The 24,180-nt window shown below is 63.9% G+C and carries 14 protein-coding genes and 1 tRNA gene; 10 read left to right on the top strand and 5 right to left on the bottom strand.

Features of this window, described 5'->3' with window-relative positions; translation table 11 throughout:
* Positions 1 to 48: 48 nt before the first annotated feature.
* Entirely contained in the window at positions 49 to 552 is a 504-nt protein-coding gene (locus KZ810_RS07195) for a regulatory protein RecX (RefSeq protein ID WP_219768282.1), read from the bottom strand.
* Between the two features lie 216 nt (positions 553 to 768).
* On the opposite strand from KZ810_RS07195, the gene KZ810_RS07190 reads away from it, so the two are divergent.
* From KZ810_RS07190 to KZ810_RS07180, 3 genes are all read left to right on the top strand, one after another.
* Positions 769 to 2,508 (top strand): fatty acyl-AMP ligase, encoded by a 1,740-nt coding sequence (locus KZ810_RS07190; RefSeq protein ID WP_258044526.1) that lies wholly within the window; start codon positions 769 to 771, stop codon positions 2,506 to 2,508.
* Between the two features lie 129 nt (positions 2,509 to 2,637).
* On the top strand, positions 2,638 to 4,929 hold the full coding sequence (locus KZ810_RS07185) for a putative bifunctional diguanylate cyclase/phosphodiesterase (RefSeq protein ID WP_258044525.1): 2,292 nt from the start codon (positions 2,638 to 2,640) through the stop codon (positions 4,927 to 4,929).
* A 57-nt stretch (positions 4,930 to 4,986) separates the two neighbouring features.
* Positions 4,987 to 5,063, top strand: a tRNA-Trp gene (locus KZ810_RS07180).
* A gap of 141 nt (positions 5,064 to 5,204) precedes the next feature.
* Here KZ810_RS07180 and KZ810_RS07175 read toward each other — a convergent pair.
* Positions 5,205 to 5,528 (bottom strand): hypothetical protein, encoded by a 324-nt coding sequence (locus tag KZ810_RS07175; RefSeq protein ID WP_219768281.1) that lies wholly within the window; start codon positions 5,526 to 5,528, stop codon positions 5,205 to 5,207.
* A gap of 92 nt (positions 5,529 to 5,620) precedes the next feature.
* Between KZ810_RS07175 and KZ810_RS07170 the strand changes: the two genes are divergently transcribed.
* Positions 5,621 to 5,815, top strand: coding sequence for a ribbon-helix-helix domain-containing protein (locus KZ810_RS07170; protein ID WP_219768280.1), 195 nt, complete (start codon positions 5,621 to 5,623; stop codon positions 5,813 to 5,815).
* Here KZ810_RS07170 and KZ810_RS07165 read toward each other — a convergent pair.
* A complete protein-coding gene (locus KZ810_RS07165; RefSeq protein ID WP_219768279.1) occupies positions 5,805 to 6,257 on the bottom strand; it encodes an AlpA family phage regulatory protein in 453 nt (150 codons plus the stop codon). The genes KZ810_RS07170 and KZ810_RS07165 overlap by 11 nt on opposite strands.
* 147 nt (positions 6,258 to 6,404) lie before the next feature.
* Between KZ810_RS07165 and KZ810_RS07160 the strand changes: the two genes are divergently transcribed.
* Together KZ810_RS07160 and KZ810_RS07155 are read left to right on the top strand one after the other, a co-directional pair.
* Positions 6,405 to 6,839, top strand: a complete 435-nt coding sequence (locus KZ810_RS07160; protein ID WP_219768278.1) for a hypothetical protein — start codon at positions 6,405 to 6,407, stop codon at positions 6,837 to 6,839.
* Complete coding sequence (locus KZ810_RS07155; RefSeq protein WP_219768277.1) at positions 6,836 to 11,038, top strand: phage tail length tape measure family protein; 4,203 nt, start codon at positions 6,836 to 6,838, stop codon at positions 11,036 to 11,038. The genes KZ810_RS07160 and KZ810_RS07155 overlap by 4 nt, the downstream gene beginning before the upstream one ends.
* A 195-nt stretch (positions 11,039 to 11,233) precedes the next feature.
* On the opposite strand, the gene KZ810_RS07150 is transcribed toward KZ810_RS07155, so the two are convergent.
* Positions 11,234 to 12,154 carry a DUF5655 domain-containing protein gene (locus KZ810_RS07150; protein WP_219768276.1) on the bottom strand — a complete coding sequence of 307 codons (921 nt, stop codon included), beginning with the start codon at positions 12,152 to 12,154 and terminating at the stop codon, positions 11,234 to 11,236.
* Positions 12,151 to 15,606, bottom strand: a complete 3,456-nt coding sequence (locus KZ810_RS07145) for a class I SAM-dependent DNA methyltransferase (RefSeq protein WP_219768275.1) — start codon at positions 15,604 to 15,606, stop codon at positions 12,151 to 12,153. The genes KZ810_RS07150 and KZ810_RS07145 overlap by 4 nt, the downstream gene beginning before the upstream one ends.
* A 414-nt stretch (positions 15,607 to 16,020) precedes the next feature.
* On the opposite strand from KZ810_RS07145, the gene KZ810_RS07140 reads away from it, so the two are divergent.
* From KZ810_RS07140 to KZ810_RS07125, 4 genes are all read left to right on the top strand, one after another.
* Complete coding sequence (locus KZ810_RS07140) at positions 16,021 to 16,770, top strand: hypothetical protein (RefSeq protein WP_219768274.1); 750 nt, start codon at positions 16,021 to 16,023, stop codon at positions 16,768 to 16,770.
* Positions 16,767 to 17,759, top strand: a complete 993-nt coding sequence (locus KZ810_RS07135) for a beta-ribofuranosylaminobenzene 5'-phosphate synthase family protein (protein WP_219768273.1) — start codon at positions 16,767 to 16,769, stop codon at positions 17,757 to 17,759. The genes KZ810_RS07140 and KZ810_RS07135 overlap by 4 nt, the downstream gene beginning before the upstream one ends.
* 17 nt (positions 17,760 to 17,776) lie before the next feature.
* A complete protein-coding gene (locus KZ810_RS07130; RefSeq protein ID WP_219768272.1) occupies positions 17,777 to 19,330 on the top strand; it encodes a non-canonical purine NTP pyrophosphatase in 1,554 nt (517 codons plus the stop codon).
* A 246-nt stretch (positions 19,331 to 19,576) separates the two neighbouring features.
* Positions 19,577 to 23,563 carry an NACHT domain-containing protein gene (locus KZ810_RS07125; protein WP_219768271.1) on the top strand — a complete coding sequence of 1,329 codons (3,987 nt, stop codon included), beginning with the start codon at positions 19,577 to 19,579 and terminating at the stop codon, positions 23,561 to 23,563.
* Positions 23,564 to 24,180 lie beyond the last annotated feature (617 nt).

Here is a 24,180-nt window from a genome sequence, read left to right as displayed (position 1 = left end):
CAGCGACTGCCATGCACTGCACAATGATTGGTCGGTTTGCCGCGCAGGTCAATCGTCGTCGACGTCCTCCAGGTCGGACAAACGTACGATTTTCGCCGAAATCGCGAACGAATGCCCTGCCCGCAGCATCGCGGCGAGGTGCTTGCGGCGCTGATCCTCATCGGCCGGCGTGCGGGCGAACGGACCGATCCGCTTGCGCCGCGCGAAGGCGAGCGCCTGGTCATAGGCACCGTCGCGTACCTGATCGACGGCGGCCGCGGCATCCTCCTGGCTGACCCGCGCGGCATGCAGTGCGGCGGTGATGCGACGCTCGCCGTAACCGCGTCGGGCGAGCGACGCGGTCTTCATCTCGGCGTAGCCACGGTCATCGACGTAGCCCAGTTCGGCGAACCGCTCCGCGATGCCCGCCACGTCGGCCGGCTCGCCGGTCCAGCCCCGCTCGCGTATCTTGCGCGTCAGATAATCGGAGAGCTTCCCCCGCGTGGTCGCGAACCGTTCGACGTAGCGGAGCGCCAGACGTTCGAGCGCAGGCGCATCAAGCGGCGGGATCATTCGCCGCTCGCGCGAGTCGCGCTGCTCCCGGTGCCGCCGTCCATCGCCAGCGGCCGTTTCCGCCCCCGCGGCGGGCGCTCTGGCCTTCCTTGAACCCGTCACGCCTTGATTGTGCCACAGTGGGAGTGGATTTTGAACGCTTGGGTTTCATCGCCCGCTTTTATGCCGCCCATGATCCATGCACGTGCGCATCGCGCCGCGACAGGACCGACTTGAATGACCAGTGACCTCGCCCCGATGCTGCCGACCCCGACTGCCGACGCGCTGCCGCGGCGGTTCTCCGATTTCGGCACGCTGGGCGAGGCGCTCGATTATGCGGCGCAGGGCGTGCGTGGGCTGAACTTCCACGATGCCCGCGCCACGTTGGTGCGCGTCTATTCGTACGCGCAGCTGCGCGACGATGCGCGCGCGGCGGCGTTTCGGCTGATCGCCGCCGGGGTGGCGCCGGGCGATCGCGTCGCGTTGGTGGCGGAAACCAGCGCGGAGTTCGCGCAACTGTTCTTCGGCACGGTGCTCGCGGGGGCGTGGCCGGTGCCGCTGCCGCTGCCGACCTCGTTCGGCGGGCGCGATTCGTACATCGACCAGCTTCGCAACCAGCTGTCGAGCTGCGACCCGCGCATGTTGATCTTCCCGGCCGAACTGGAACAGATGGCGGGTGCCGCCGCCGCGGCGGAAGGGGTCCTGGGCGTCGACTGGAGCGAGTTGCTCGCGCGTCCGGCCGAGGTCGTCGCGCTCCCGACGGCGCAGGCCGACGACATCTGCTACCTGCAATATTCAAGTGGCTCGACGCGTTTTCCCCACGGGGTCGCGATCACGCATCGCGCGCTCCTGAGCAATCTCGCCGCGCACGCGCATGGCATGGAGATCGGCGCTACCGATCGCTGCGTGTCGTGGCTGCCGTGGTATCACGACATGGGTCTGGTCGGCTGCTTCCTGTCGCCGATGGCGAACCAGGTATCGACCGATTATCTGAAGACCGAGGATTTCGCGCGCCGCCCGTTGTCGTGGCTCGACCTGATCAGCCGCAACGAAGGCACGACGCTCTCCTATTCGCCGACCTTCGGCTACGACATCTGCGCGCGCCGCATCTCGAGCCAGACCAAGGCGTCGGACCGGTTCGACCTGTCGCGCTGGCGCGTCGCGGGCAACGGCGCCGACATGATCCGCCCCGACGTGATGCAGGCGTTCGTCGACGCCTTCGCGAGCGCCGGGTTCAAGGCGAGCGCCTTTCTGCCGAGCTACGGTCTGGCCGAGGCGACGCTCGCGGTGTCGCTGATGCCGCCGGGCGAGGGCATCCGTGTCGAGCTGGTCGAGGAGACCGAGCTGTCGGGGATGAGCCACGGCGAGGATCGCCCGCAGCGCTACCGCGCGATCGTCAATTGCGGCAAGCCGGTGCGCGACATGGAGGTCGAGGTCCGCGAGGAAGACGGCACACCGCTGCCCGACGGCGCGATCGGCAAATTGTGGTGCCGTGGTCCGTCGGTCATGGTCGGCTATTTTCGCGACGAGGCGGCGACCGACGCGTGCCTGGTCGACGGCTGGCTCGACACCGGCGACATGGCGTACATGTCTAGCGGCTACATCTATATCGTCGGTCGCGCCAAGGACATGATTATCATCAATGGTCGCAACCATTGGCCGCAAGACATTGAATGGGCGGTGGAACAGCTTCCCGGTTTCAAGGCGGGTGACATTGCCGCCTTCGCGATTACGACGCCGGGCGGTGAGGAAACGCCCGCGGTGCTGGTGCAATGCCGTAGCTCCGACGATGGCGAACGCACCCGGCTGCGCGAAGAGATCCGCGACCGTGTACGTTCGGTCACCGGCATGAACTGCGTCGTCGAACTGATCCCGCCGCGCACGCTGCCGCGAACCAGCTCGGGCAAGCTCAGCCGCGCGAAGGCGCGCAACCTTTATCTCGCCGGTGAGATCAAGCCCTACGACATCGCCGCCTGACCAAACCGTCGCCGGGCGGCGGTGTTGACGAAAACGTCAGGTCTAAACCTTTAATCAACCCGGACGACGTAACCACAAGGGGTGACGTTGCCCCTCCCCTCTACGATGCCGCGGATACGTCTCGGCGCCATGCTCGGGTTGGACGACGGTGGCGATGCGTCGACGTGGGGGCGCTTGCGTGCGATCCAGTTGGATGCGCTGGGGCGGCGCGCGGCGTTGCTGTTCGGGCTGCACGTCGTCGCGGTAATGCTGACGCTTCCCGCGTTCGTGCCCTGGCAGCGCGTACTGTGGGCAAGTACGGTCTTGGCGGGGACCGGGGCGGTTGCGTGGCGCCGACGTCGCATGTCGGATCGTATCGAGAACGAGGCATCCCGACGCGACATCGCCGGCGCTGTGATCGACAGCCTCGCTATTGCACTCCTCTGGACGTTTCCCTTCCTCGCGGCCGCGCGCGGGCACGTGCTCCCCGCGTCGCCCGATCTCTGGTTGGCCGGACTCGCGTTGACGCTCGGTTCGGCGCTGATCCTCGCCCCCGTCCCGCTTGCAGGCGTGACGTTCGTGGTGGTCGTCGCCGCCGCGATGGCGCTGGCACTGCTGACCGCGCAAATGCACCTCGCCGCCGCCGCGACGGTGATGGTCGCGGGCCTGCTGACCTATCTGACGCTCGCGCTCGGACACGCATTGGTTGCGCGCCACTTGACGCAAGCTGCGCTCGATGAACGCAACGAAACCGTCAGTCTCCTGCTGCGTGACTTCGACGAACAGGGTTCGGATTGGCTGTGGGAGATCGATGCGGCGCGCCGCATCGTGCACGCGAGCGAGCGGTTCGCCGCTGCGTGCCGGCTGCCCGCCGAAACCATGACCAACCTGCCGTTCCTTCAGGTTCTCGCCGGGCCGACCTGGGAAGCGGGCAATTTCGCCGCTGGGCTCCGGCAACTGGCCGAGAAACTGAAGCAGCGCGAAGGCTTTCGCGACCTGACGCTGCCGATCGTCCTCGACGGGGAGGAGCGCTGGTGGGAAATCGCGGCACGGCCGCGCTACGACGCCAACGGCGTATTCCTCGGTTTTCGCGGCGTCGCGTCCGATGTGACCGAGCAGCGCGCCTCGGCCGACAAGATCAACCGCATGGCACGGTTCGACACGCTGACCGGGCTGCCCAATCGGCTTCACGTCAACGAAGCCTTGTCGCGCGCGCTGACCGACGCGGAGCGCTGGCGATCGCGCTGTGCGTTCATGATGATCGACCTCGACCGCTTCAAGGCGGTCAACGACACGCTTGGCCACCCGATCGGCGACCGGCTGCTCGGCCGCGTGTCGGAGCGGTTGAGCCAGATGATGAGCGAGAACGAGCTCATCGGTCGATTGGGCGGCGACGAATTCGCGGTGGTGGTGCGCGATGCCTCCGATCCGCAACGCGTCGAGCGGTTGGCGCGCACCATCATCGATACCTTGTCGCGCCCGTATGAGGTTGACCAGCACACGTTGCTGATCGGCGCCTCGGTCGGCGTCGCGACCAGTCCGCGCGACGGGCGTACCGCAGAGACGCTGATCCGCTCGGCCGACCTCGCGCTCTATCGGTCCAAGGATCGCGGCGGCGGCGTGTTTCACGCCTACGAGCCTCAGCTTCACGCCGATGCCGAGGAGCGCCGCGTCCTCGAACTCGAACTGCGCCAGGCGCTGGAGCGGGGCGAACTCGCCCTCCATTACCAGCCGGTGGTCGATGCAGGCAGCGGCAATCTGCGCGGTTTCGAGGCGTTGCTGCGCTGGAACCATCCGCGGCTGGGGCCGATCGGCCCGAACAGGTTCGTCGGGATCGCCGAGGAAACCCGTCTGATCTCGCCGATCGGCGAGTGGGTCGCGCGAACCGCATGCGAGGAAGCGGCGCGCTGGCCCGGCGACCTGCGCGTCGCGGTCAACGTGTCGCCCGAGCAATTGACCAATCCCAATTTCGTCACCGTGATCGCCTCCGCGCTCGCGCAGAGCCGGCTGCCGGCACAGCGGCTCGAGCTCGAAGTGACCGAGGGCGTGTTCATGCGCGAGGGCACCGGCGCGACGCGCGTGCTCGAACAAGTTCTTGACCTGGGCGTACGGCTGAGCCTCGATGATTTTGGCACCGGATTTTCGTCGCTCGGCTATCTCAGCCGCACGCGCTTCTCGTCGATCAAGATCGATCGCAGCTTCGTGGTGTCCGCCGCGCAGGGCGTGGCCGAGCCGCTCGCGATCATCCGCGCGGTGGTGGCGCTCGCGCGCAGCCTCGGGATGATGACCACGGCTGAGGGCGTGGAAACCGAGGCGGAATTAGCGTTGGTCCGCGAACTGGGCTGCACCGCGATCCAGGGTTATTATTTCGGTCGCCCCCTGCCCGTCGACGACACGCGCGACCTGATTAGACGCAACCTCGGCAAGGCGCGCGCCGCCTGAGCCGGTGACAAGGTAGTTGACGAAACCGGCCGCGTACGACAATAGCCGCAGCCGCACAGGGGTGTAGCTCAGTTGGTTAGAGCGTCGGTCTCCAAAACCGAAGGCCCTCGGTTCGAGTCCGAGCTCCCCTGCCAAACTATTTTCATGGTATTACAAGGCCTTAGCTGCCGCACTCGTGCAGGTAAGGCGAGCCTTGACTGTCGCCGAGTCGCCACTGAGTCGCCACTGCGCTAGACGGAGCGACGCGTCGAAAATTTCAACACGCCGCCCTCTCGTTACGCGGGTTCGGCAAGGCTCATCGACAACGCGGCAAAAAAGCCAGCCTCCACGCCGCCGAAGGTGCCGCGCTCTGCTATCGTGCGCACGATGCCGCCCAGAGCCGCAGCGTCGCCAGACGATCGGATATAGTCAACCGCCTCGCGGCCGTATTCGCGACCAGCATCGCACTCGGCAGCCCAACCGCCACCAACGTCGGCGGGGGCCCACAGATCGACGCCGCTATCGTCGGGCCGGCGGCCGGTGAAGGAAAGCTGTCCCACGCCCGGCGTCGCGGGCACTGCCGTAGCAGCAGTTTCGATGGTAGAAGTCTCGGTAGCCATGATCGATCTCCTAGTGATCGGTTGCGGTGAGAACTGGCGCGAGGGTTAGGCTCCTTGCGCCAGTTCGGCTTTTATGGCACCCAATATTAACCATGTCAATTACGGGTGCCATAAAACGGAGAGGCCGGCCTGCCACTGGCAGAGGCGAAAGTATCAACGTCCGGCTGCAGCCGGACCAGCTTGCAGCGCTGGACGAGTGGGTCGCGAGGCAGGCTTCGGCACCGTCACGCCCCGAGGCAATCCGGCACGCGCTGGCGGCGTTCCTTGCCAAGGAAGCTAAGGCTTAGCCGTGTAGCCGGAAGGGTCGGCGATCCAGGCATCCACGTCGGACTCACGCCAGCCGGATGCGCGTCCGCCTAGTGGTATCTGGCGGGGGAACTTACCAGCCGCCGACTGACCATAGATTGAGCTTTTGCCTAAGCCGGTGCGGGCCATAACGGCTTCGATCCTAAGCATCCGGTCTGCCACTGGAGCGGCGAGCGCGGGCGCCACCCGCTTCACCTTCCTCCCATTCTGTGCCGCCGGCACATAAGACGACAGGGTCTCAGCATAGTCGCGCAAGGCCTGCGTTGGGATCAACGTGCGGCCGCCGCTTTTCACGGCGTGAAGGGCACCGGAGTTAAGCAGCTTGTAGACCGTCGGTCGGCTCATGCCGAGCATGGTCGCCGCCGTATCGACGCTGACAAGGATCGGATTAGGCTGTTGCACCGAGTTCATGTCGATTTTCAAAGCCTCGCGTTAAGAAGACAAAAAGTTGAATGGCTTTCACCATTAAGTTGAATATCTATGATAATAGTGAATTGACTCCCATTCTGTAGGTAAGCGTATTATGTTGGCTGTGACCGTAGAGTCTACAGCTGATGTGAGTCGCCCTCGATGACCTATTACACTTCAATCGAGCTACCTGAGCGCCGGACTGTGTCCGTCTCGGCGAACGACAATATTTCCGGGAATGTCCATCCACTGTCCGCGGCGGATATGGCTGCAGTGATCGAAGAGCATGGCAGAGACATCGGTGCCACAATCGACCGCCTCGCGCGCGAGAGCGACCCGGCAGATAAGCCCTACAAGACCTTCATGGAGGTTCTGCTAGCGCTCCCCGAGCTGCAGCGCTGGGTCGTCTGGTATGGATCGGACTTGAAGCGGCAGGAAGTCGACCAGATCGAAGAAGGAAGGAAGTTGTTTGAGGCTTGCTTCCAAGTGGTTGTCTCTACCAGAGCTGGATATTCAGCCGAATGCATCGCACAAGTCCTTCTCGACTCGGTTCGGGAGTTCAGCAACTACCTTATGCTGGAGGCGGCCCACCGATGAGCACTCGCAGCGCTGACGTGAATCTCGTTATCCGCGCGAAGAACGAGGCGGATCAGGCAATCAAAGCCGTCTCGAGCGCGCTGGACTCGCTCCTTGGTGATGCCACGGACGCCAGCGGCGGCGTCGCGGAACTCGGCAAGACGCTCGGCGCGCTCGACCGGGCGTTCGCCGCCGTCAGCGGCAAGGCAGATGCGGCTGGCGCGGCGTTTGAACGGCAGCAAGCCTCCATAGCATCGAACAAGGCCCAGCTTGCCGCCATCGTGGCGCAGGCCGAAGCTGCTTCCCGCGCGCTCGCCAGCTTGCGGCAAGGCGTCGTTGACGAAGTGCTGGCGGGGCGTGACCAAGCACCTTTCATCGCCCAGATCAAGGCCGTCGAGCAGGAACAGACGTCTCTCGCCAGCCGCGCCGACAACCTGACGCGCACAATCGCCACGCAGGAAGCGGCGCTCAACGGCTCCCGTTCGTCCCTCCTTCAGCTCAGCGCCACCGTTCATGCGGTTGAGGACGCGCAGGCCGTCGCGGCCGCCCGGATCGAGCTGACGACGCAGGCGCTGAACGAGCAGGCAGAGGCCGCTCAGCGCGTCACCGCCATTCAGCAACGCATCAACGATGTAACGGGCGTCAGCCGACCAGCAGCGACAGGCAACGCCGCGGCGGCAGCCTCGGTCCTGATCGAGGCCGACAACATCTTCCGGCGGACGGAGGCACGCACCGCCGAGATCGAGAAGCTCCGCGAGCAGGAAATTGCGACGGCTGCACTCGCGGACGCAGAGCGCGCCGAGCAGGCCAACCGCAACCGGTTCAACATCACCGACGATCCGCGCGGAGCACAGGCCCGCGCGTCCGCCGCCGCCTTCATCAAAGCGGCCGAAGGCGAAGAACGCATGGCGCGGGAGGCGGCGCAGCTTCGAGCGCAGCTTGATCCGCTGGCGGCGATCCAGGACAGGTTCAACGCCTCCCTCGCACGCTATCGGGAACTCGCCGCCGCCGGGAAGCTCGAGGCCGACGAGCTGGCCCGTGCCGAACAGCACCTTGCCGCGGAGGCAGAGCAGGCCCGTGTCGCGCTGGAGCGCAACAGCCGGGCAGGCAGTGGTGCCAAGGTCGGGCTCTTTGGCCTGAAGCCCTATGAACTGACCAATCTCGGCTACCAGATCAACGACGTGGCAACTCAGCTCGCGTCCGGCACCAGCCTGACACAGACGCTTGGGCAGCAGGGCGGGCAGATTCTCCAGATCTTCCCTCGCGTCACCAGTGCCATCGTGGGCGCGTTCAGCAATCCGGCGTTCCTCGGTGCCGCGGCGGTGATCGGCGGCATCATCATTGGGCTGAAGGAGGCTGGTGATCAGGCAGAGCGCCTGCGCAAGTTTAGCGCGTCGCTGGCGTTCCGGGCCGATGGCGGCAGCTATGATGCGGGTGCGCTGGCGGGCCAGGTGGCGGCGCTGGAACGGCTAGGCGCAAGCGCCAAGGACGCCGATGCGGCGATCAATGCCTTGGTGGACCAGAGCGTCGCCGCAGACGCGATCGGCAGCTTGGGGCGCGCCGCGCAGGAGACGGCGGAACGGCTGGGGCAGTCGCTGCCGGACGCAGCCAGGGCTGCAGCGGAGGCTTTCACCGGCGGCTATGATGCCGTCGCCCAGTTCGATGACAAGCTGCAGTTCCTCACCGCGTCGGAGCGGGAGCACATCCGCGCGCTGTTCGACTCTGGCAACGCCGAAGCGGCCCGCACTGAAGCGCGCCTTGCCTATCAGCGCATGGAAGATGGCATTGCTGCCAAGTCGCGTGGGCCGTGGGGTGAAGCCGCGCGGTCACTCGGCAACGCGTGGGACTCGCTCATCAAGTTCATCGCCGACTCGGCACCGATCAAGATCACCATCGGCGTGCTGAACGAACTGGCGGGCGCCGTGGGGGACGTGGGCGACGCTATCTCGGGCGCACTCGGCGACGACAAGCCCGCCACCGCAGGCGTATCCGCTCGCATCGCGCAGGTGCAGGCGCAGATCCGCGACCTGCAAAAGACGATCACCGACTATGAGGCGGCCATCGCGAAGGGGTCGCCGATCGCCGGCACTCTCCAGCACCTCGTTGATGCGTCGAAGGATCAGCTTGCCAAGGCGAAGGCCGAACTGGCGCGGCTAGAGCGTCGCGCGCCCGACACGGCCAACGATGATCCGAACGGAACGGACGCGAAGCATCGTGCCGAAAGGCTATCGGACCTTGACGCCGAACAGCAGCTTCAGGCGCTTCGCCAGCGCGGGCAGACGGGGCTAAATGCCGCCGATAGCCGGCGCCGTGCGCAGCTTGCCGGCGAACTCGCCTATCGCCAGGAAATGGCATCGACCGGGGATGCGATCGTCGCTGCCAGGCTGCGGGAAATCGCCGTCGCCAAGGAACAGGCGGACATCGACAAGGCGAACGATGTGGCGCGCAAGTCCGCTGCGGCGGCCCGCGAGCGCGAGATGCGGCAGTTCGAAAGCCGCGTGGTCGGCGCGGAAGGTGGCGCCGGGAAGAACCCACATTCGTCGGCGCGCGGCTATGGGCAATTCACCGAAGAGACGTTCGCCGCCGTGTATAGGCGCACGCCCGGTGCCGATCAGAGCCTGAGCCGCGGCCAGGTGCTCGCCCTGCGCGGCAATGAGCGAATCGCCCGCGGCGTCATCGACCAGTATGCGCGCGAGAACGCCCGCTTCCTTGAGTCGTTCGGCGCCAAGGTGACGGCGGGGAACCTCTACCTTGCACACTTCCTTGGTGCCGGTGGGGCGAAGGCCGTCCGCACTGCGCCGAGCGACAAGCCCGTCGACCAGATAATACAGCGCCTGCCGCGCGCCGCACAGATCCTGAGCGGCAACCAAGGCTATTTGCGCAAGGACATCGGGCGCGGACGCTATCGCACCGCGGGCGAGTTGCAGAGGTTCATCGCCGGCCGCGTCGGCGACACGGGTTCGGCCCAATCCGATCTGGTGGAGGAACAGGCGCGAATCGCCAAGTCCAACGTGGATCGGCAGGAGGCGCTAAATCAGGCTATCCGGCACGGCAACGAGGACCGTCAGCGCAGCGTCGATGCCTTGCGCGCGGAAGCCGGGCTCTACGGCACTGCCCTCCTTGCGGAACAGCGGCGCCAGTCCATCGCCGCCGCCGAGCTGGAGCTTCGCCAGAAGGCGGAGGATGCGAACCGCAACCTGAAGGACGGCGACGCGCCCGTCGTCGTCACGGACGCGCAGGTTGCTACCGCGAAGGAACTAGCAGCGGCCCTGTTCGATGCCCAGCACGCCCGCGACGCCCTGAACGCGCAGCTCGCCGACGCGCAACGGCCGGTGGATGAGCTGGCGTCGCAGCGTGACCTACTCAGGGAACAGGCGGACTTCCTGCGATCGATCGGCGACAACACGCAGGCCGATGCGGTGGACGAGCAGATTCGCACGCTCGGTGGCGACATCCGGCAGGCCTATGATGCGCTGATCGCCTTTTATGAAGCGCTTTCCCCCGCGCAGCGGGTGGAACTAGGCATCATCGATCAGGCGCAGCTCGACAACATCATCGCCAAGCTGCGGCAGGCGAAGCAGGCGACGCAGGACTGGGGCAAGACGCTCGGCATCGAAAACACGGCGATTGCCCAGGCCTTCGCGTCCGCCGCGGCCACCGCGTTCACCGGCTTCATCAATAAGGTCGCCGCCGGGAAGAACGTTTTCAAGGCGCTGGGGCAGAGCGTCCGGGAGTTCGCGGCCAACTTCATCGCTTCCATCGCGCAGGCCCTCGTGCAGCTCCTAGCCTTTGCCGCCGCGGTGCAGATCCTGCGCGCGCTTGGCGTGCCAATCCCGGCGAGCTTCAGCGCCGGTTCACTTCACACCGGCGGCGTCGTTGGGCGGGGCACAGGTCAGCGTCGGAACCTCTCGCCGCTGGTGTTCGCTGGCGCACAGCGCTTCCATACCGGGGGGATCGTCGGACTCGCGCCCGATGAGCAGGCCATCATCGCCCGGAAAGGCGAGGAGGTGCTGACTGAGGGTGACCCGCGCCACCGCAACAACGGCGGGTTGACGGCGGCGAACGACGCCGGCAGCGGCTCGAATGGGAATGTCACGGTGATCCAGGTGACGGACCCCGCGCAGGCGCTGGAGGAAGCGCTGCGAACTCCCGCGGGCGAGCGCGTCTTCATCCATCACGTCAGCAACAACAAGTCCGCGTTTAGGGCGGCGTTGGGCTAATACCGGAAGCTTGCCGCATGTACCCGACGGACACACGCACCCTAAAGAGTGTCGAGGCGGCTCCCCGAGCCGGCTTGGTTGTCAAAACAATCGAAGTCGCGCGATCGGCTGACATAAGGGTTAGCAGGTTTCTAATCAGCAGCGGACACAATTAGCGTTCGAACGGTAAAGTGACGGAGCATGACGGCCTCATCGCTATCCCTGCTGGTAAGCGGCCTCGAACAGCGGCTTCGCCTTCTCGATGTCGGCTGCTGACTGGAGCGTCACTTCGAGATCACCCGTTCCGAAGTGGCCGATGCCGCGAACGTCACGAGAAAAACCTGGCTCCAGCGCGACCGAGTCCGGACTGACGCGGAGGTAGACAAGCAGCTTCCCGAGCTGGTTGCGCAGCTCGACACAGGCGAAGTTCTTCATACGCCGATATGCGACGTAGAAGTCGGTCGTCTTCACCTGAACGTCATCGCCCAGCGCTTCCAGGTAGGCTGACACCGCGTGATGGAGATCCAGCACAGCGGGAGGAGCCCCCGCAATCTGCTGGGTGATGGTCTTGTACTTCTTGCCCTGTGCGGGCGCGAATGGCTCAGGGAACGTGGCGATCACCGGGACAGGCGGCTTGGCGCTGGTCGCCGTGAGCTGCTCCAGCAACAGCAGATCGTCCGCGTGGCGCCGATAGCGCACCAGAGCGATGGTGCGATTCATCTGCTTAACCGCATGCTCGTCATATTTGCCGAAGTCGCCGGCCACGCAGATCAGCCGCGAGCCCGACCAGTCGACCTTGTCGGCAACTTCCTTGCCGAGGCGCTCCATCACCAGCCACTCGAAGTCCTTGCGATGGCCCATCAGCCAATCGAGATAGAACAGCCCCTGGTTGATGACGTTTTCGTTGGACGAGCGCTTATACTCGATAACGACAGGTGCGTTATTCTCGTCGATGCCAAGAGTGTCCATTCGACCGCCCTCGTTGGTGACGAACTCCGACGCGAGGAAGCGGACGCCCAGCAAGGCTTCGAGATTGGCTTCGAACAGCGTTTGGAGCGACCTCTCCAGAGCCACTGCGCCGCCGGGCAGCTCGGTAACGCCGGATGATGTGGTGCGGAAAAGCTTGAGGTCGCTCATGCCGCGTAGCGCCCGTCATTGAGGCGGCGGGCCATGCCGAGGCCGGCGAGTGCATCGAGCACCGGCCGGACAGTGGCGGCGCGCTTGCCCTTGAAGCTGCGGGCGATGTCGGCAGCGCCGAGCGGCGCGGGCGCGGCGGCGAGGATCGACTGCACCGCGCCGACCTGTTCGGGCAGAGTCGCCGGCCACGGAATGACGTTACTGATCGGCGCCACCGCTGCCTCGCCGAGATCGAGCGTGGCCGCGACCGGCGCGCGATAGCCGGGGTCCTGAAACTCGGGGCGCAGATAGCGCACCAGCCCGCGCGCCTCCTCTGTTGCGCGCTCCTTATTGAGCGCGACGAGGCGGGTGAGGATCGTCTCCTCGTCCAGCGTGCCGGCGCGATGCGCGTCCCCCCAACCATAGGCGTCCGCCACGCCTTCATCGATCGCGTCATGATGCTGGCGGATCAGCGTGACGAGCCCGCGATCGTGGATGTCGCGCTCCTGCGGGCTGAGCACGCGGCGGTCGCGCAGCGTTTCGAGGACGTTGTAGAGCTTGGTGAGGGTCAGGTCGTCATGTTCGGCGAGAACGCGCTTGCGGAGCGCGTCGAGCGCTTCGGCTTCGGCGCGAATGCGATTCTTGACGATTTCCGGTACCTCGCCAGGAAAGGGAAAAGGATCGAAACAGTCACTATGATTATATGTCGGATCATCACCAACCCCGAGGCGTGAGCCAGCGACGTTCGAGAAATGGACGTGAAACTTGCTTATTAAGACGCCAAGATGGAAGTAATCCTGAAGCGCTATCACTAGAACCTTAGTTTCTGGTAGAACACTAGATTCGATAAATTCGAATGTTCGGTGCTTAGACGTCCTTGAACTGACCGCGAACCTTGACACACCCTCAAGTGCTTTGCGAAATCTTGCTCTTGGTTCAGCATGCAACCACCACTCGCGAGCGTACTTAGGTCGTGGATTGTGAGACCGCTCAGGAAGAACATGCATCACGAGGTACTGGTACACCGCCGGATGTGTACGACGGAGCTCCATTTCGGAGAAGCCGAACGTGTCAATGACCCACCTATTCTTCGGCCTTGCATTAAGCTCTGATCCAGTGAGGTACCTCTTGAACATCTCTCTGTCATCTGCCGAGAACTGCGACAACATCGCCCAATCGACGATAAATCCCTGTCCGGATAACTGGACCCCGGGGCAGGCAAGCCCGACATTTGCCCTCAATGCTTTCGCTTCGTGAACATTTGCTCCCGTACGTAGGCCACCTGATATATGCACACCGACCTGTCGAATCGTCGAAATAGCCCGCTCTCCCTGTCCCCCGGGAATTGGTTCCTCAGCTGTAACCTCTTCAAGTAGTGTCGAGCCGTCATCCCGAGAGCAGACGGTCATGGCAATTCGAACGTCAGCGCCTTCGCCAGCGTCAATCCATGGGTGATTTGCAATCGCAAATACGATCCTTCCCGATGTTAGACCATCGAGAACAGGTCGATTGAAGGCTTGAGATATCGAATTTGTCGTAATGAAGCCGAACCGCCTCCACTTCTCAGATCGAGAGGCTCGCCACCACCAGTACATGACAAAGTCGATGGAAGAAGGAACAGGCGCGTATACCTTGCGGAGTGCTTCGACGTATCCTGCACTCAGACGCTCACGCATCCGCTTGTTGCCGATGAACGGCGGATTCCCGACGATGAAGTCCGCCTTCGGCCACTTGGCCGCGCGCGGCTTGACGTAGCGATACACCTCCACCCGCGCCGCCTCGTCCGGCACCGGCTTGCCCGTGACGGGATGAGGCTTCATCGTCTCGCCGTCCCAGCGGGTGACGGGCGCGCCGCGCTCGTCGCGCTCCAACACGCGCTCGTCCCAGTCGAGCAGCGCATCGCGGTTCTCGATCGTGCGGATGTCGCGTAGGATCGGCTCGGGCGGCGGGCGGTCGGCGCCGTTCACGCGGAAGTGCCACTGAAGATAGCCGATCCACAGCACCAGCTGCGCGATGGCTGCGGCCCGCGGGTTGATCTCGATGCCGAGAAAGTTCTCCGGCGTGATCGTGTGGCCTGTGAGTTCGGCCAGGTATTGGTCGTCGCCGAGGTCGACGAGCAGGTCGAGCACCTCGCCCTCCAACTCCTTCATCCGCGCCATGGCGACATAGAGGAAGTTGCCCGTGCCGCAGGCGGGATCGAGTACGCGGGTCTGCGCGAGCCGGGTGTGGAAGGTTTCCACCGTGCGGCGTGCTTCCTCCGCGCGGCCCTGATCGATCAGCTCGGATGCGGCAACTCGAACGCCCGCCCAGTCGGCACGCAGCGGCTCGATAATCGTCGGCCCGACCAGTCGCTCGACATAGGCGCGCGGCGTGTAGTGGGCACCGAGCTTGGCGCGCTCCTTGGGGTTGAGCGCGCGCTCCAACAGCGTGCCGAAGATGGCGGGCTCGACCTCCGTCCAGCGATGCTCGGCCGCCTGGATCAGCACCTCGAGCTCCTCGGCGTCGAGCGGAATGGCGGTGCGATCCTTAAACAGGTAGCCGTTGAACTTGCGAAGCGGCACGCCGAGCGCAGGCGAGAACTCGCCCGCATCCATCGCCGCCCACAAGGCGGTGAGTTGGTGCTCAAGGTGCTGCGGCGCCGCCCGCTGCGCCTTGAGCAGGTTTGTGAAGCTCTTCTCCGGGATCAGCCCGCTGTCCTCGGCGAACATCGTGAAGAGCAGGCGCATGAGGAAGCCGCTGGTGCGCTCGGCGGTGTGGCCGCGCTTCTCTAGCCGGCGGGCGACGGTGGCGAGCAGGTCGGCGATATCGCGGGTGACGCGGGCCGCGCGAGCAGCAGGATCGAGGCTGGCGGGCGCGTCCCAGATCGCGGCCAGCCGCTCGCGCACCTCGGGATCTCGCAGGTCGTCGAGCATGATCCGATAGCGCGAGCGATCGGGAAACTGGGCGTACGACTTTCCCGTTCCGGAGAAGTCGGCATAGACCTCGATGCAGTAGCCGATGTCCGCGATGAGCAGGAACGGCGGCCAGCCATGGTCCGCCGGCAGCGCCTTCGCGTAGCGCTCGGCCTGGCCCTTGGCCTGCACCATCGCTTTCGCCCAACCGGGTGTCCCGCGCCGCGCCGTGCCTCGCTTCAGGCGCGCGGACGCGGTTTGGCCGAAGAGGTCGAGATCCTCCTCGCCGCGTTCGGCGGCCGCGCGATCGGCCTCGCTGCCCTGCTTAGCCTCGAGGATGAACGCGCCGCGCTTGTAGCAGTCGATCCGGCCAAAGCTGACGGTGCCGTCGCCATTGTCTTGGAACACGCGACGTTCGAACACATAGTCGTTCTGGGTATCGTCGGTGCGGCTGCCGCGCGGCGGCTCGACCCCAATCAGCCGGCAAAGGTCGTTGATGAAGCTTTGAGTGTTCGCGAGCTCCGATCCACCCGTGCTGCGCCACTCCGCGATGAACTGCTCGGCGTCAACACTTTCCCCCATGTGAGCATCTTAGCCAGCTGCGAATGGGTCGAGCAACATGTGCCGCTCTCGCAAAGACAAATTGAGCACCGGCCGGGCACGCTGTTGATCAGCGACGCTGCTCGACAGCTTCCTCAATGAGATAATCGCCTGCACGGCGATAAATCAGTCGGCGGGCTTGATCGAGGCGCACCTACGTCCGCATCCCACGCCCCCGCGGAGCACATTCCGGTGCATCGGCAACGCGCCTCTCTAACAGAGAAGGTCACTGGTGAAGCGCTCGCAGGCCGGCAGCCGTAAACGTTCATTCCGGTACGATCTCGCTGCCATCGGCCAGCCGATAAGAGTCGACCTCGGCGCAGACGATGCGCCATAACGCGGATGCAACGTCGGACCTCCGAACACAATCGGCAGGGCGACGCGAGGGGGAAGTTGATGCGCGCCTGGTCATCACCAACGAGTATTATCTGGTTGGTAGTGCATCTCTTCCTCGTGCTCAGCGGCATGCTGTTGATGACAACGGAAGGAGAAAAGCTGCTGGGCGCGACGCTCGCGCAGAGCCTGGGGAGTGGTCTGCTCGCGACCGGCATCGCCGGTATGGTATTATACCTTTACGTTCGGATGTCGGAGCAGACGCAGAACCGGCTTGAGGTCATCACTGCTGCCGGCATCACCGGCGTGTTTCGCCACCGCTCGGTGCGCATCAAGGAGCATTATGACAAACGGCTTCACTCGGCTAAGCGAATTGATCTGATCGGACTCGGCCTGTCGTCGTTCCGCGAGGATTATGCTCGCGACTTTGCGGAGTGGTCGCGCAAGGCCAAGGTACGTATACTCGTGCTCGACCCGGATTTTCCGAACCGGGCCCATAGCCTCGCCGACTATCGGGATCTGGAGGAAGGCGGCGCGAAGGGAGAAATCCGCGCCGATGTTGTGGCCTTCCTGCGCGCGGTAGAGGACAATGCCGAGATCGACCGGACGCGGTTCGAGGTGCGCAAGATGCGCTCGATCCCGGCGATTAACTTGCTAAGGATCGATGACGAGATCTTCTGGGGTCCATATTTGATGGCGGAGCGGAGTCGCAACACGCCGACGCTGCTCGTGCGCGGCGGCTTTATGTTCGACAATCTCGTCCAGCATTACGACGAAACCTGGAAGGCGGCAGCGCCTAACGCGGCGGCTTGACCCCTTTGCCCGTTCGCGTTCGCGCCGCATCGCGTATTCATATTAGCCTCGCTGATATGGGCTTCGCCTCGCTCCGGGCGTTCGGCGGCGTCGGCTTTATGCTCAATCGAGTTGCTGCAGACGTCGAGCTCGAACCCGCCGCGGCGACCGCACTGGTCGGCGCGGACACGCTCGATACCGCCTGCCAAGCGGAGGTGGAGACCCTCCTCAACACCCTCGCAGGGGCAGGAGGGCGGCATGTGCAGGCTAGGGTGCATGCGCATGCGCCGCAGCATGTCGGATTGGGGACCAAGACGGCGCTCAAATTGGCTGTCATCACCGCGCACGACAAGCTGTTCGGCACCGGCAGTACCCGGGAGAGTCAGCAGCGGCTGAGTGGTCGCGGCGGCGCCTCGGGGATCGGCGTGCACGGCTTTTTCGAGGGCGGTGTGTTATGGGACGCGGGCCAGCCGGCGGCGACGGTCAGCAGCCTTTTGCCGTCTAGCTGCGGCGCCCGCGCCGCCCCGCCCCTATTGATGATGCGGCAGCGCTTTCCGTCAGCGTGGCGGATCGTGTTGTGCCTGCCGGAGGCGAAGCTGTCGCATGGTGCCGACGAGCGACTATTCTTCGAAACTCAGGCCCCGATTCTGAGGGCAGAGGCGCTTGAGACGATGGCTCTTCTGCACCACGGTATCCTCCCCGCCTTCAGGCTCGCAGACCTCGACCTTCTGGCGGAATCGCTCCTCCGTATATCCCAAGTTGGATTTAAGCGGCGCGAGATCGAACGGTGCGGCAGCGCGGTCAGCAGCTTTCTGGGCGACTTGCATGCAAAGGGCTATGCTGCGGGCATGAGTAGCATGGGCCCCCTCGTCTATGTTGTTATCGCCGGCAATGACCGGGCATCGGCGGCGGACATCGCGGCGATTGGCACAAGACATGGCGCCGCGTGGCTCGGCATCCATGCCGGGCAGAACAGCGGCGTCACCGTCCGCCGGACGGTAGCCCGATGAGGCTTCAATATGGCGACGTGTTCCGGTTCGACCGGCTGCTCCGGACGTTCTTCTATACTTCGAATGCCGACAAGCTGATCCAGGCGCGGATGATTTTCATGCGGAGCGGTTATCAGCTCAGTCACTACCGCAGCCAGCATGAACCCTATGACGAAGATTATTCGCTCAGCACCGTAGGGCTGCTGAGCAAAGCGCTGAAGCAGGTCAGCCAAGAGTTTGAACGTCGCTCGGTGCTGTTCGTCGAGGACACGTCGGTCCGCATCGAGGCGCTGAGCGACGAGACTGATTATCCGGGAACGCGGGTCAAGGAGTGGTTCGCGGAGACCAATTTCGCCGACCTAGATCGTCAGATCGCGCTGCGCGGCGGCAACCGGCGGTGCACCGTGAAGTCGGATATAGCGCTTCGCCTCCCCACCTTGTCGCGACCAATATTTTTTCACGGCGAGACCTCGGGCCGGGTGGCCGATAGCGCCCCAATGTTCGAAGCCTCACCGCAATATCCGTGGCTGACCCCCGACACGTTCAACGGCTGGTTCATTCCTGACGGCAGCAACCGGCGGCTGGGCGAGATGGAGTTCGAGGATTCGATCGCGTTCGACTTCCGAGCAAAGTCGCTTAAGTTGCTGATCGAACGGCTGGAAGAGCTGAATGCTTCCGCCAACCTCGGGCGCTGGAACCATATCGCTAGGCGCCCGGCTGACGCCAACGCCGAAGTCGGCAACCAGCTGTCGCTGCTCCCGACCGAGCGCCGTGACGTGCTGATCGTGATCGGCCACAAATGCGCGGGCAAATCGACCTTCAGCGATTTTCTGACTGGCAACCGCTCCGGCGTTTTCGCGCTAGAGGGAAGCACGCTGTTGCGGCAAATCGCGGCGGAGGAAGGCGAGCAAATCGGCAGCTCGGCCGATGCCTTGGCGTTCCTCGGGCAGCGCGGCTGGGACGTGGTGGCGAAGCGGGCCGCAGACTATGTTGCGCGCGAGAACGCGGACCTATCTATCATCACCGGCATGCGGACGGTCGAGGAGGTGCTCTGGCTGCGATCGGCACTGCCTGCCGCAAGGGTGGTGCTGGTCGAGGCAGATGCGCGAACGCGGTTTGAGCGCCACCTCAGGCGCGCCAGGGCCGACGACGCGCGCACGTTCCGCGACTTCGCAATGCTGGACGTAGAGCAGATGGGTTTCGGTGCGCTGCGGGTGGCGAATGAGATCGCTGATGTCGTGATCCGTAACGATGCCGACCTCAACAGCTACTGGCGCCGGGTCGATGAGCTGGTGGAGATGCCGAAGCCATTCTCTTCGACCCGGACGGCCGCGTCGGAGCTTCATCGGTCGCTACGGGCGCTGCGCAAGATCGGGCGAGCCGCGACTTGCGACGAGATCGCCGCCGCGACGGCGGAGCAGGGACCGGCGGTGCGCAAGTACAATAACAATCGCGCGTTAAAATCAGTCCCCGAGTTCGCGACCCGTGTGGAGAAGCGCGGTGAATTGCTCCGCTACCGCCTGTCGCCGCGAGCACCGGCGCTGCTGCGACTGCTCGATTTGGTGGCATCGTCGCCGAACCCTGCGCAATAGAGCCTGTAGGGTAGATGCCGAGCCGATCTTCCCGTCGGCCCTTAACGCAACTGGGCGGCGAGCGATCGAGCGAAGCACAGGTTTCTCGGCGCAGCATAGCGGCAACGGCACTGATCGAGCGATCATGTTAGGCGATCGACGCCGGCCTCGTCGGGCACCATTCGATGCAATGATGCCCGAATCGTTTAGCCCGCTCTTGGGCATTGCTCGGGGTCGCTCGTTCCGGCTTTGGTGCTACTGAGAGATATGACTTACGACTTCTCCCAATTTTCAACCCAGTCGTTCGAGCGCTTTATTCAGGCGATGGCTGCTGCAGTCTGTGGAGGGGCGACGCAGATATTTGGTGCGGGCGCAGATGGTGCGCGAGAGGCTACCTTCGAAGGGGCGTGCCACATCGGCGAAGAAGCTTGGCATGGGTACACGGTGTTTCAGGCGAAGTATCGCACGTTTGCCGACGATCCGGCTTCCAACGCCGATTGGTTGATAACGCAGATCGACGCCGAATTGGCGAAATTTGAAAGCGCTCGGCGGGCGCTGCGCCGACCCGATTATTATGTGCTTGCGAGTAATGTTCGCCTTAGCGCGGGAGCGGCGGACGCGGCAGGAAAGCGTGAAGGCGGCGTCGATCGGGTCAGCCGTCACCTTAACCAAAAAGCGGCCGCACTGGGGATCAAGCAGGCTATCGTCTGGCACTATGATGTACTGGTGGCGCTCCTGGATGTGCATGCGGGAGTCCGTCAGTCGTATAGTGCATGGGTTCGAGCCGGTGACGTGCTGACGCAGCTGCTGGATGCTGGGAGTGGGCCGGAGCTGGGTGAAACACTGCTCGCGCACGCCAGCGAACGGTTGCGACAAGCCCGCGAGATTAAGACCCGCGACGTCGGCCAAGCGATTGGACGCGTCGTCAACCTTGAGGAGGTGTTTGTCGATCTGCCGGTGATCCAGCGGGCGGCGCAACGTACATCCGTCTTTGCCTCGACACATAGTTGGGATCAGGATGAGGTCGACCTTACTGACATCGACGAGGGTGACGAGTATTTCGCGCCATTCAGCCCTAGGACTGCCGTCGCCGAGCTGATGCGGGTCGCTGCGGATCGCTTGTTGCCGGCGACGGATAACGGGGAGGAGCGGCGGCGGCCGGATCGTGGGCGCGCCGTTCCTGGGAGGATCGTTCTGCTTGGCGGCCCCGGTCAGGGCAAGTCGACCATCGGGCAGTTTCTGGCGCAGATCTGTCGAGCCAGGTTTCTTGCCGCGCGTGACGAAAGCTATGCGCCAGAAACCATTGAGCTGATCGAAGCGATCCTAGCTTGCGCGCGGCTCGAGAACATCGTCGAACGCGGCCCGATACGTTATCCGTTTCACGTCGAACTGCCTCGTTACGCCGACCGGCTGAACGCGGGCAGTGCCCCCGGCAACTTGCTCTCAATCCTCGCCTATATGGCAGAGGGTGTGTCACAGGACGCTGAGGAGGCGGTCAATGTGAAACTGCTGGGCCGTTGGCTCGCCACACTGCCGAGCGTAGTAATTCTAGATGGGCTCGATGAGGTGCCGCCAAGCGGCAACCGCGCTGACGTGATTAGGGCCATTGAGCGGCTGATGGACGAGCTTCACCGCCTGGGCGCGGACTGCCTCGTTTTTGTGACGAGCCGACCTCAGGGGTACCGAAATGAGCTCAGCGAGAAGCATTGGTCGCACTGGCGTCTAGAGGCTCTGGAACCCGAACACGCACTTCACCTCGCTCGCCGGGTAGCACCGGTCCTCGTAAGCGAGGTGTCTCGTCGGGCCGAAGTTCTCGCCGTGCTAGGGAATGCGGCGCGGGAGCCGACGACGGCACCGCTCATGACTAGTCCACTTCAGGTCATGCTACTTTTTCAGCTTGCTCAGACGCACAACAATATTCCGGAAGACCGCTGGACCCTTTTCCTTCGGCACTATGAGACGCTACGAGAGCGAGAAATCGCCAAAGGCGGAGCGACGGGCGAGATCATTCGCGAACTCCGCCAGCAGATAGATAAGGCGCACGCCGACGCCGGCTACCTGTTGCACGTCCGCGCCGAACAGGCGGGCAGCGCCGATCCGCACCTAACGCTTGCCGAATTTCATCGCCTAGTGCGGGACATCCTCGACCGTGACGGCTTCGAGGGCGACCTCGACGAGATGGCGCAGAACGTAGTCGATATAGCTACCGAGCGACTGGTTTTCCTGCGCAGCCAGACTGAGGGGCAGGTCGCATTCGATGTTCGTTCGCTTCAGGAATTCATGGCGGCTATGCGCCTTACTGCGAGCCCCGAGGCTCGAATTATCGAGAGGCTGACACCAATCGTCGGCCGTTCCCATTGGCTGCATGTGATCAGAATCATTGCTAGCAAGATCTTCGGCTCACCGCATCACGAAGCATTGCGCAATCCGCTGATCGCGCTGATCGACTCGCTCGATCGCGGCGATCGCGATGAGGATGACCGGCTTCTCTTGACGGGAACCCGCCTGGCCGCGCAGCTACGGGCGGACGGAGTGTCAACTTCAGTTCCGCTTCATGATCGCAAGATCGCGAGCCGGGCCCTCAACTTACTCGAAACCTATGATGCCGAAGGGCCAAGGCTTCTCGCCGATCTGTTCGGTTTTCAACATCGCGGGTTGCTCGAGCCACGACTGCGGGAGAGGCTAACCGCAGCCGATCGTGCTGAGCACGCGCGGGCGCGTCGTTTACTTCTCCTGCTTGCGGGGCGAGCAACGGGCGGTGAGGCGGACTGGGCGCAAGACCTGCTGCTTGAGTTCTGGCCATGCGAGCCGGAAAGCGCGATCTCAACTATCGACGCGGACGACCTACTCCCGCGAGACGGCCTCCTGGTCGAGCGGTTCCGGGCGGCGCAATTTGCGCTTCACCCGGAAGTGGTTCGGCGTTGGATCGACTCGTTGTCGGATGAGGACGAGGAACAGCCGGCACTCGGGGAGGTGGCGGTCACAGCGTTGGTGGGGGAGCCCGCTGCGATGCCGCTGATCGGCGACGATGACCACCTCACCGATTTTGTATTTACCTTCCTGCCCCTGTCGGCGGCACCGGCGGTGGATCCTGTTCCCGCCGATGCGCTGCCGATCTGGCAAGTGGCCGCGGCAGCGGGGCAGTTCTCCGAGGCACCGTCGGTGAAGCTAGCGGCTGCCTTCCTCGATGTGGTGATCGAGTGCGACCAGCATGAAGAGGCCAAGAAGCTGGCGTTGCCCTGGCTACTTTATGCCCTGTTGCGGCCGGAAGGAGGTACCTCGCTGAGCGCAGTACGCGAGCAGCTGAAGCACGGAGCTTACGGCACGGCCGACACGTGGCGGAGCCGTGAGGAAGGCTGGACCCAAGGTTTGTCGGTGTCCGATTTGGTCGCTGCGCATCAGGTTTCGGCTGGTGCTTGCGGAGTTCAATTGGTGCTTCCTCGCTTTGTCGGCCGACGGCTGAGCCGAGGCCGGGACCATGCGTCAGCCCGGGAAGTACTTCGCTCGGCGGCAATCCAGCTGCCCGACTCCGCGCCGGTGGCGATCGGCCTCATGTTCCACGCTGATCGACATGACGACCCCGTTCCCGAAGAAAGCGTGACCTGGCTTGAACGCCATGACGATCCGACCCGCTACTCTCTTGCATCCCGTTTGATCGCTGCAAGAACGATGGCAAGGCTCCTCGCTTCAGGGTCGTCACCTGCATGGGCGAAAGCGGGGCTTATGAGCTTCAGCGAGCCAGTTCCCCGCTTGATGTTGTCAGCAAAGTCCTTCGACCGTTTCATCAAGGCGGCTGAGGCCGATAAAACGCTGCGGCAGTTTCTGCCTCTCATCGCTGCGAGCGGACGATTGCGTTTGCGAGCCAACCTGCGATCCGGAGGTGAGTCGGAGATCAAGGCATCTGTGGCCAGTCTCACGGTGCAGCCGACCGATGATGCGAGTGTCAGCGGCGCCATCACGCTGCTTCATTTGTTCGCACGGTCCAATGTGGACGCTACAGATGCTATTGATCGGCTGTTCCAATGGCCAGCCGCGCCCATCAACACGGTGCTGATGGAACTCGAGCGCGCGCCCGCGCAGGACGATAACCTAGTGGCTGAAATTGCGCGACGAGTATTCGTCGCCGGCCGTTGGCGTATGGCGCCTCGAGCCTATCGCTCGTTGCTCCAGGTTGCTGAAGCAGTGCCTTCGGGCTTGGACAGCGATGAACTGGCTGACCGTCTCGAGCTACCTCATGTTCTCACTTCAATGTGAGCTTGGCCGGCGGGCTCAAGGCTGCAGAATGGAGGGCTAAGCAAGCGATCCTGCAACCGTTCAGATCGTTGCCGTTGTCCCAGCTGAGGCGCTCGTTGTTCGTTCGCGGCTAGCCCGAGTTCCCTGCCCTTGACCGCCGACAGCCACGGACGCCGTCGATCGATCCCCCGCAATCGGCGAGTAGCGTAACTTCCTTAGGTGCTTCGCCTCCCGCTTCATCTTGGCTACGGGTCCTTCCCGCCGCAGCGGTGCATCGGGGCAAGCGTTGAGCCCCGAACCTCAACCCTTTTCAGATCCACCATAAGAGCAAATGCCCTCTTTTCGAACTGGGCATTGGTGGTCGGACATTGGACACCCCCTTAGGGGGATGTCCGTGTCTGTCCGGTCCACACTCCGTTATGCCGGTCGCACAATCTCCCAGACATTGCCGGACATTGCCGGACATCACACCGGGGCAAAGGCGTAATCCAGCCGTTTTCATCGTACCTTGAATGTCCGGGCGCTTGTCCGGTGCTATGCCCCCTCCCCTTCGCCAACGTCGTCGCTACGCGATCACAGCAGGTGGAAAAATGTCCGGCAGAGTGAGCCGTTAATCTGCCCGGACATAGGATACGGAC

Origin of the sequence: Sphingomonas citricola (assembly GCF_019429535.1) — a bacterium.
Classification (GTDB): Bacteria; Pseudomonadota; Alphaproteobacteria; order Sphingomonadales; family Sphingomonadaceae; genus Sphingomonas; species Sphingomonas citricola.
This window is presented reverse-complemented; position numbering and strand designations above follow the sequence as displayed.

Coding starts and splice junctions, on each gene's coding strand:
- KZ810_RS07190 (WP_258044526.1), top strand. CDS start 769: ATGACCAGTGACCTCGCCCCGATGCTGCCGACCCCGACTGCCGACGCG.
- KZ810_RS07140 (WP_219768274.1), top strand. CDS start 16,021: ATGCGCGCCTGGTCATCACCAACGAGTATTATCTGGTTGGTAGTGCAT.
- KZ810_RS07195 (WP_219768282.1), bottom strand. CDS start 552: ATGATCCCGCCGCTTGATGCGCCTGCGCTCGAACGTCTGGCGCTCCGC.
- KZ810_RS07170 (WP_219768280.1), top strand. CDS start 5,621: ATGTCAATTACGGGTGCCATAAAACGGAGAGGCCGGCCTGCCACTGGC.
- KZ810_RS07150 (WP_219768276.1), bottom strand. CDS start 12,154: ATGAGCGACCTCAAGCTTTTCCGCACCACATCATCCGGCGTTACCGAG.
- KZ810_RS07155 (WP_219768277.1), top strand. CDS start 6,836: ATGAGCACTCGCAGCGCTGACGTGAATCTCGTTATCCGCGCGAAGAAC.
- KZ810_RS07160 (WP_219768278.1), top strand. CDS start 6,405: ATGACCTATTACACTTCAATCGAGCTACCTGAGCGCCGGACTGTGTCC.
- KZ810_RS07125 (WP_219768271.1), top strand. CDS start 19,577: ATGACTTACGACTTCTCCCAATTTTCAACCCAGTCGTTCGAGCGCTTT.
- KZ810_RS07175 (WP_219768281.1), bottom strand. CDS start 5,528: ATGGCTACCGAGACTTCTACCATCGAAACTGCTGCTACGGCAGTGCCC.
- KZ810_RS07145 (WP_219768275.1), bottom strand. CDS start 15,606: ATGGGGGAAAGTGTTGACGCCGAGCAGTTCATCGCGGAGTGGCGCAGC.
- KZ810_RS07185 (WP_258044525.1), top strand. CDS start 2,638: ATGCTCGGGTTGGACGACGGTGGCGATGCGTCGACGTGGGGGCGCTTG.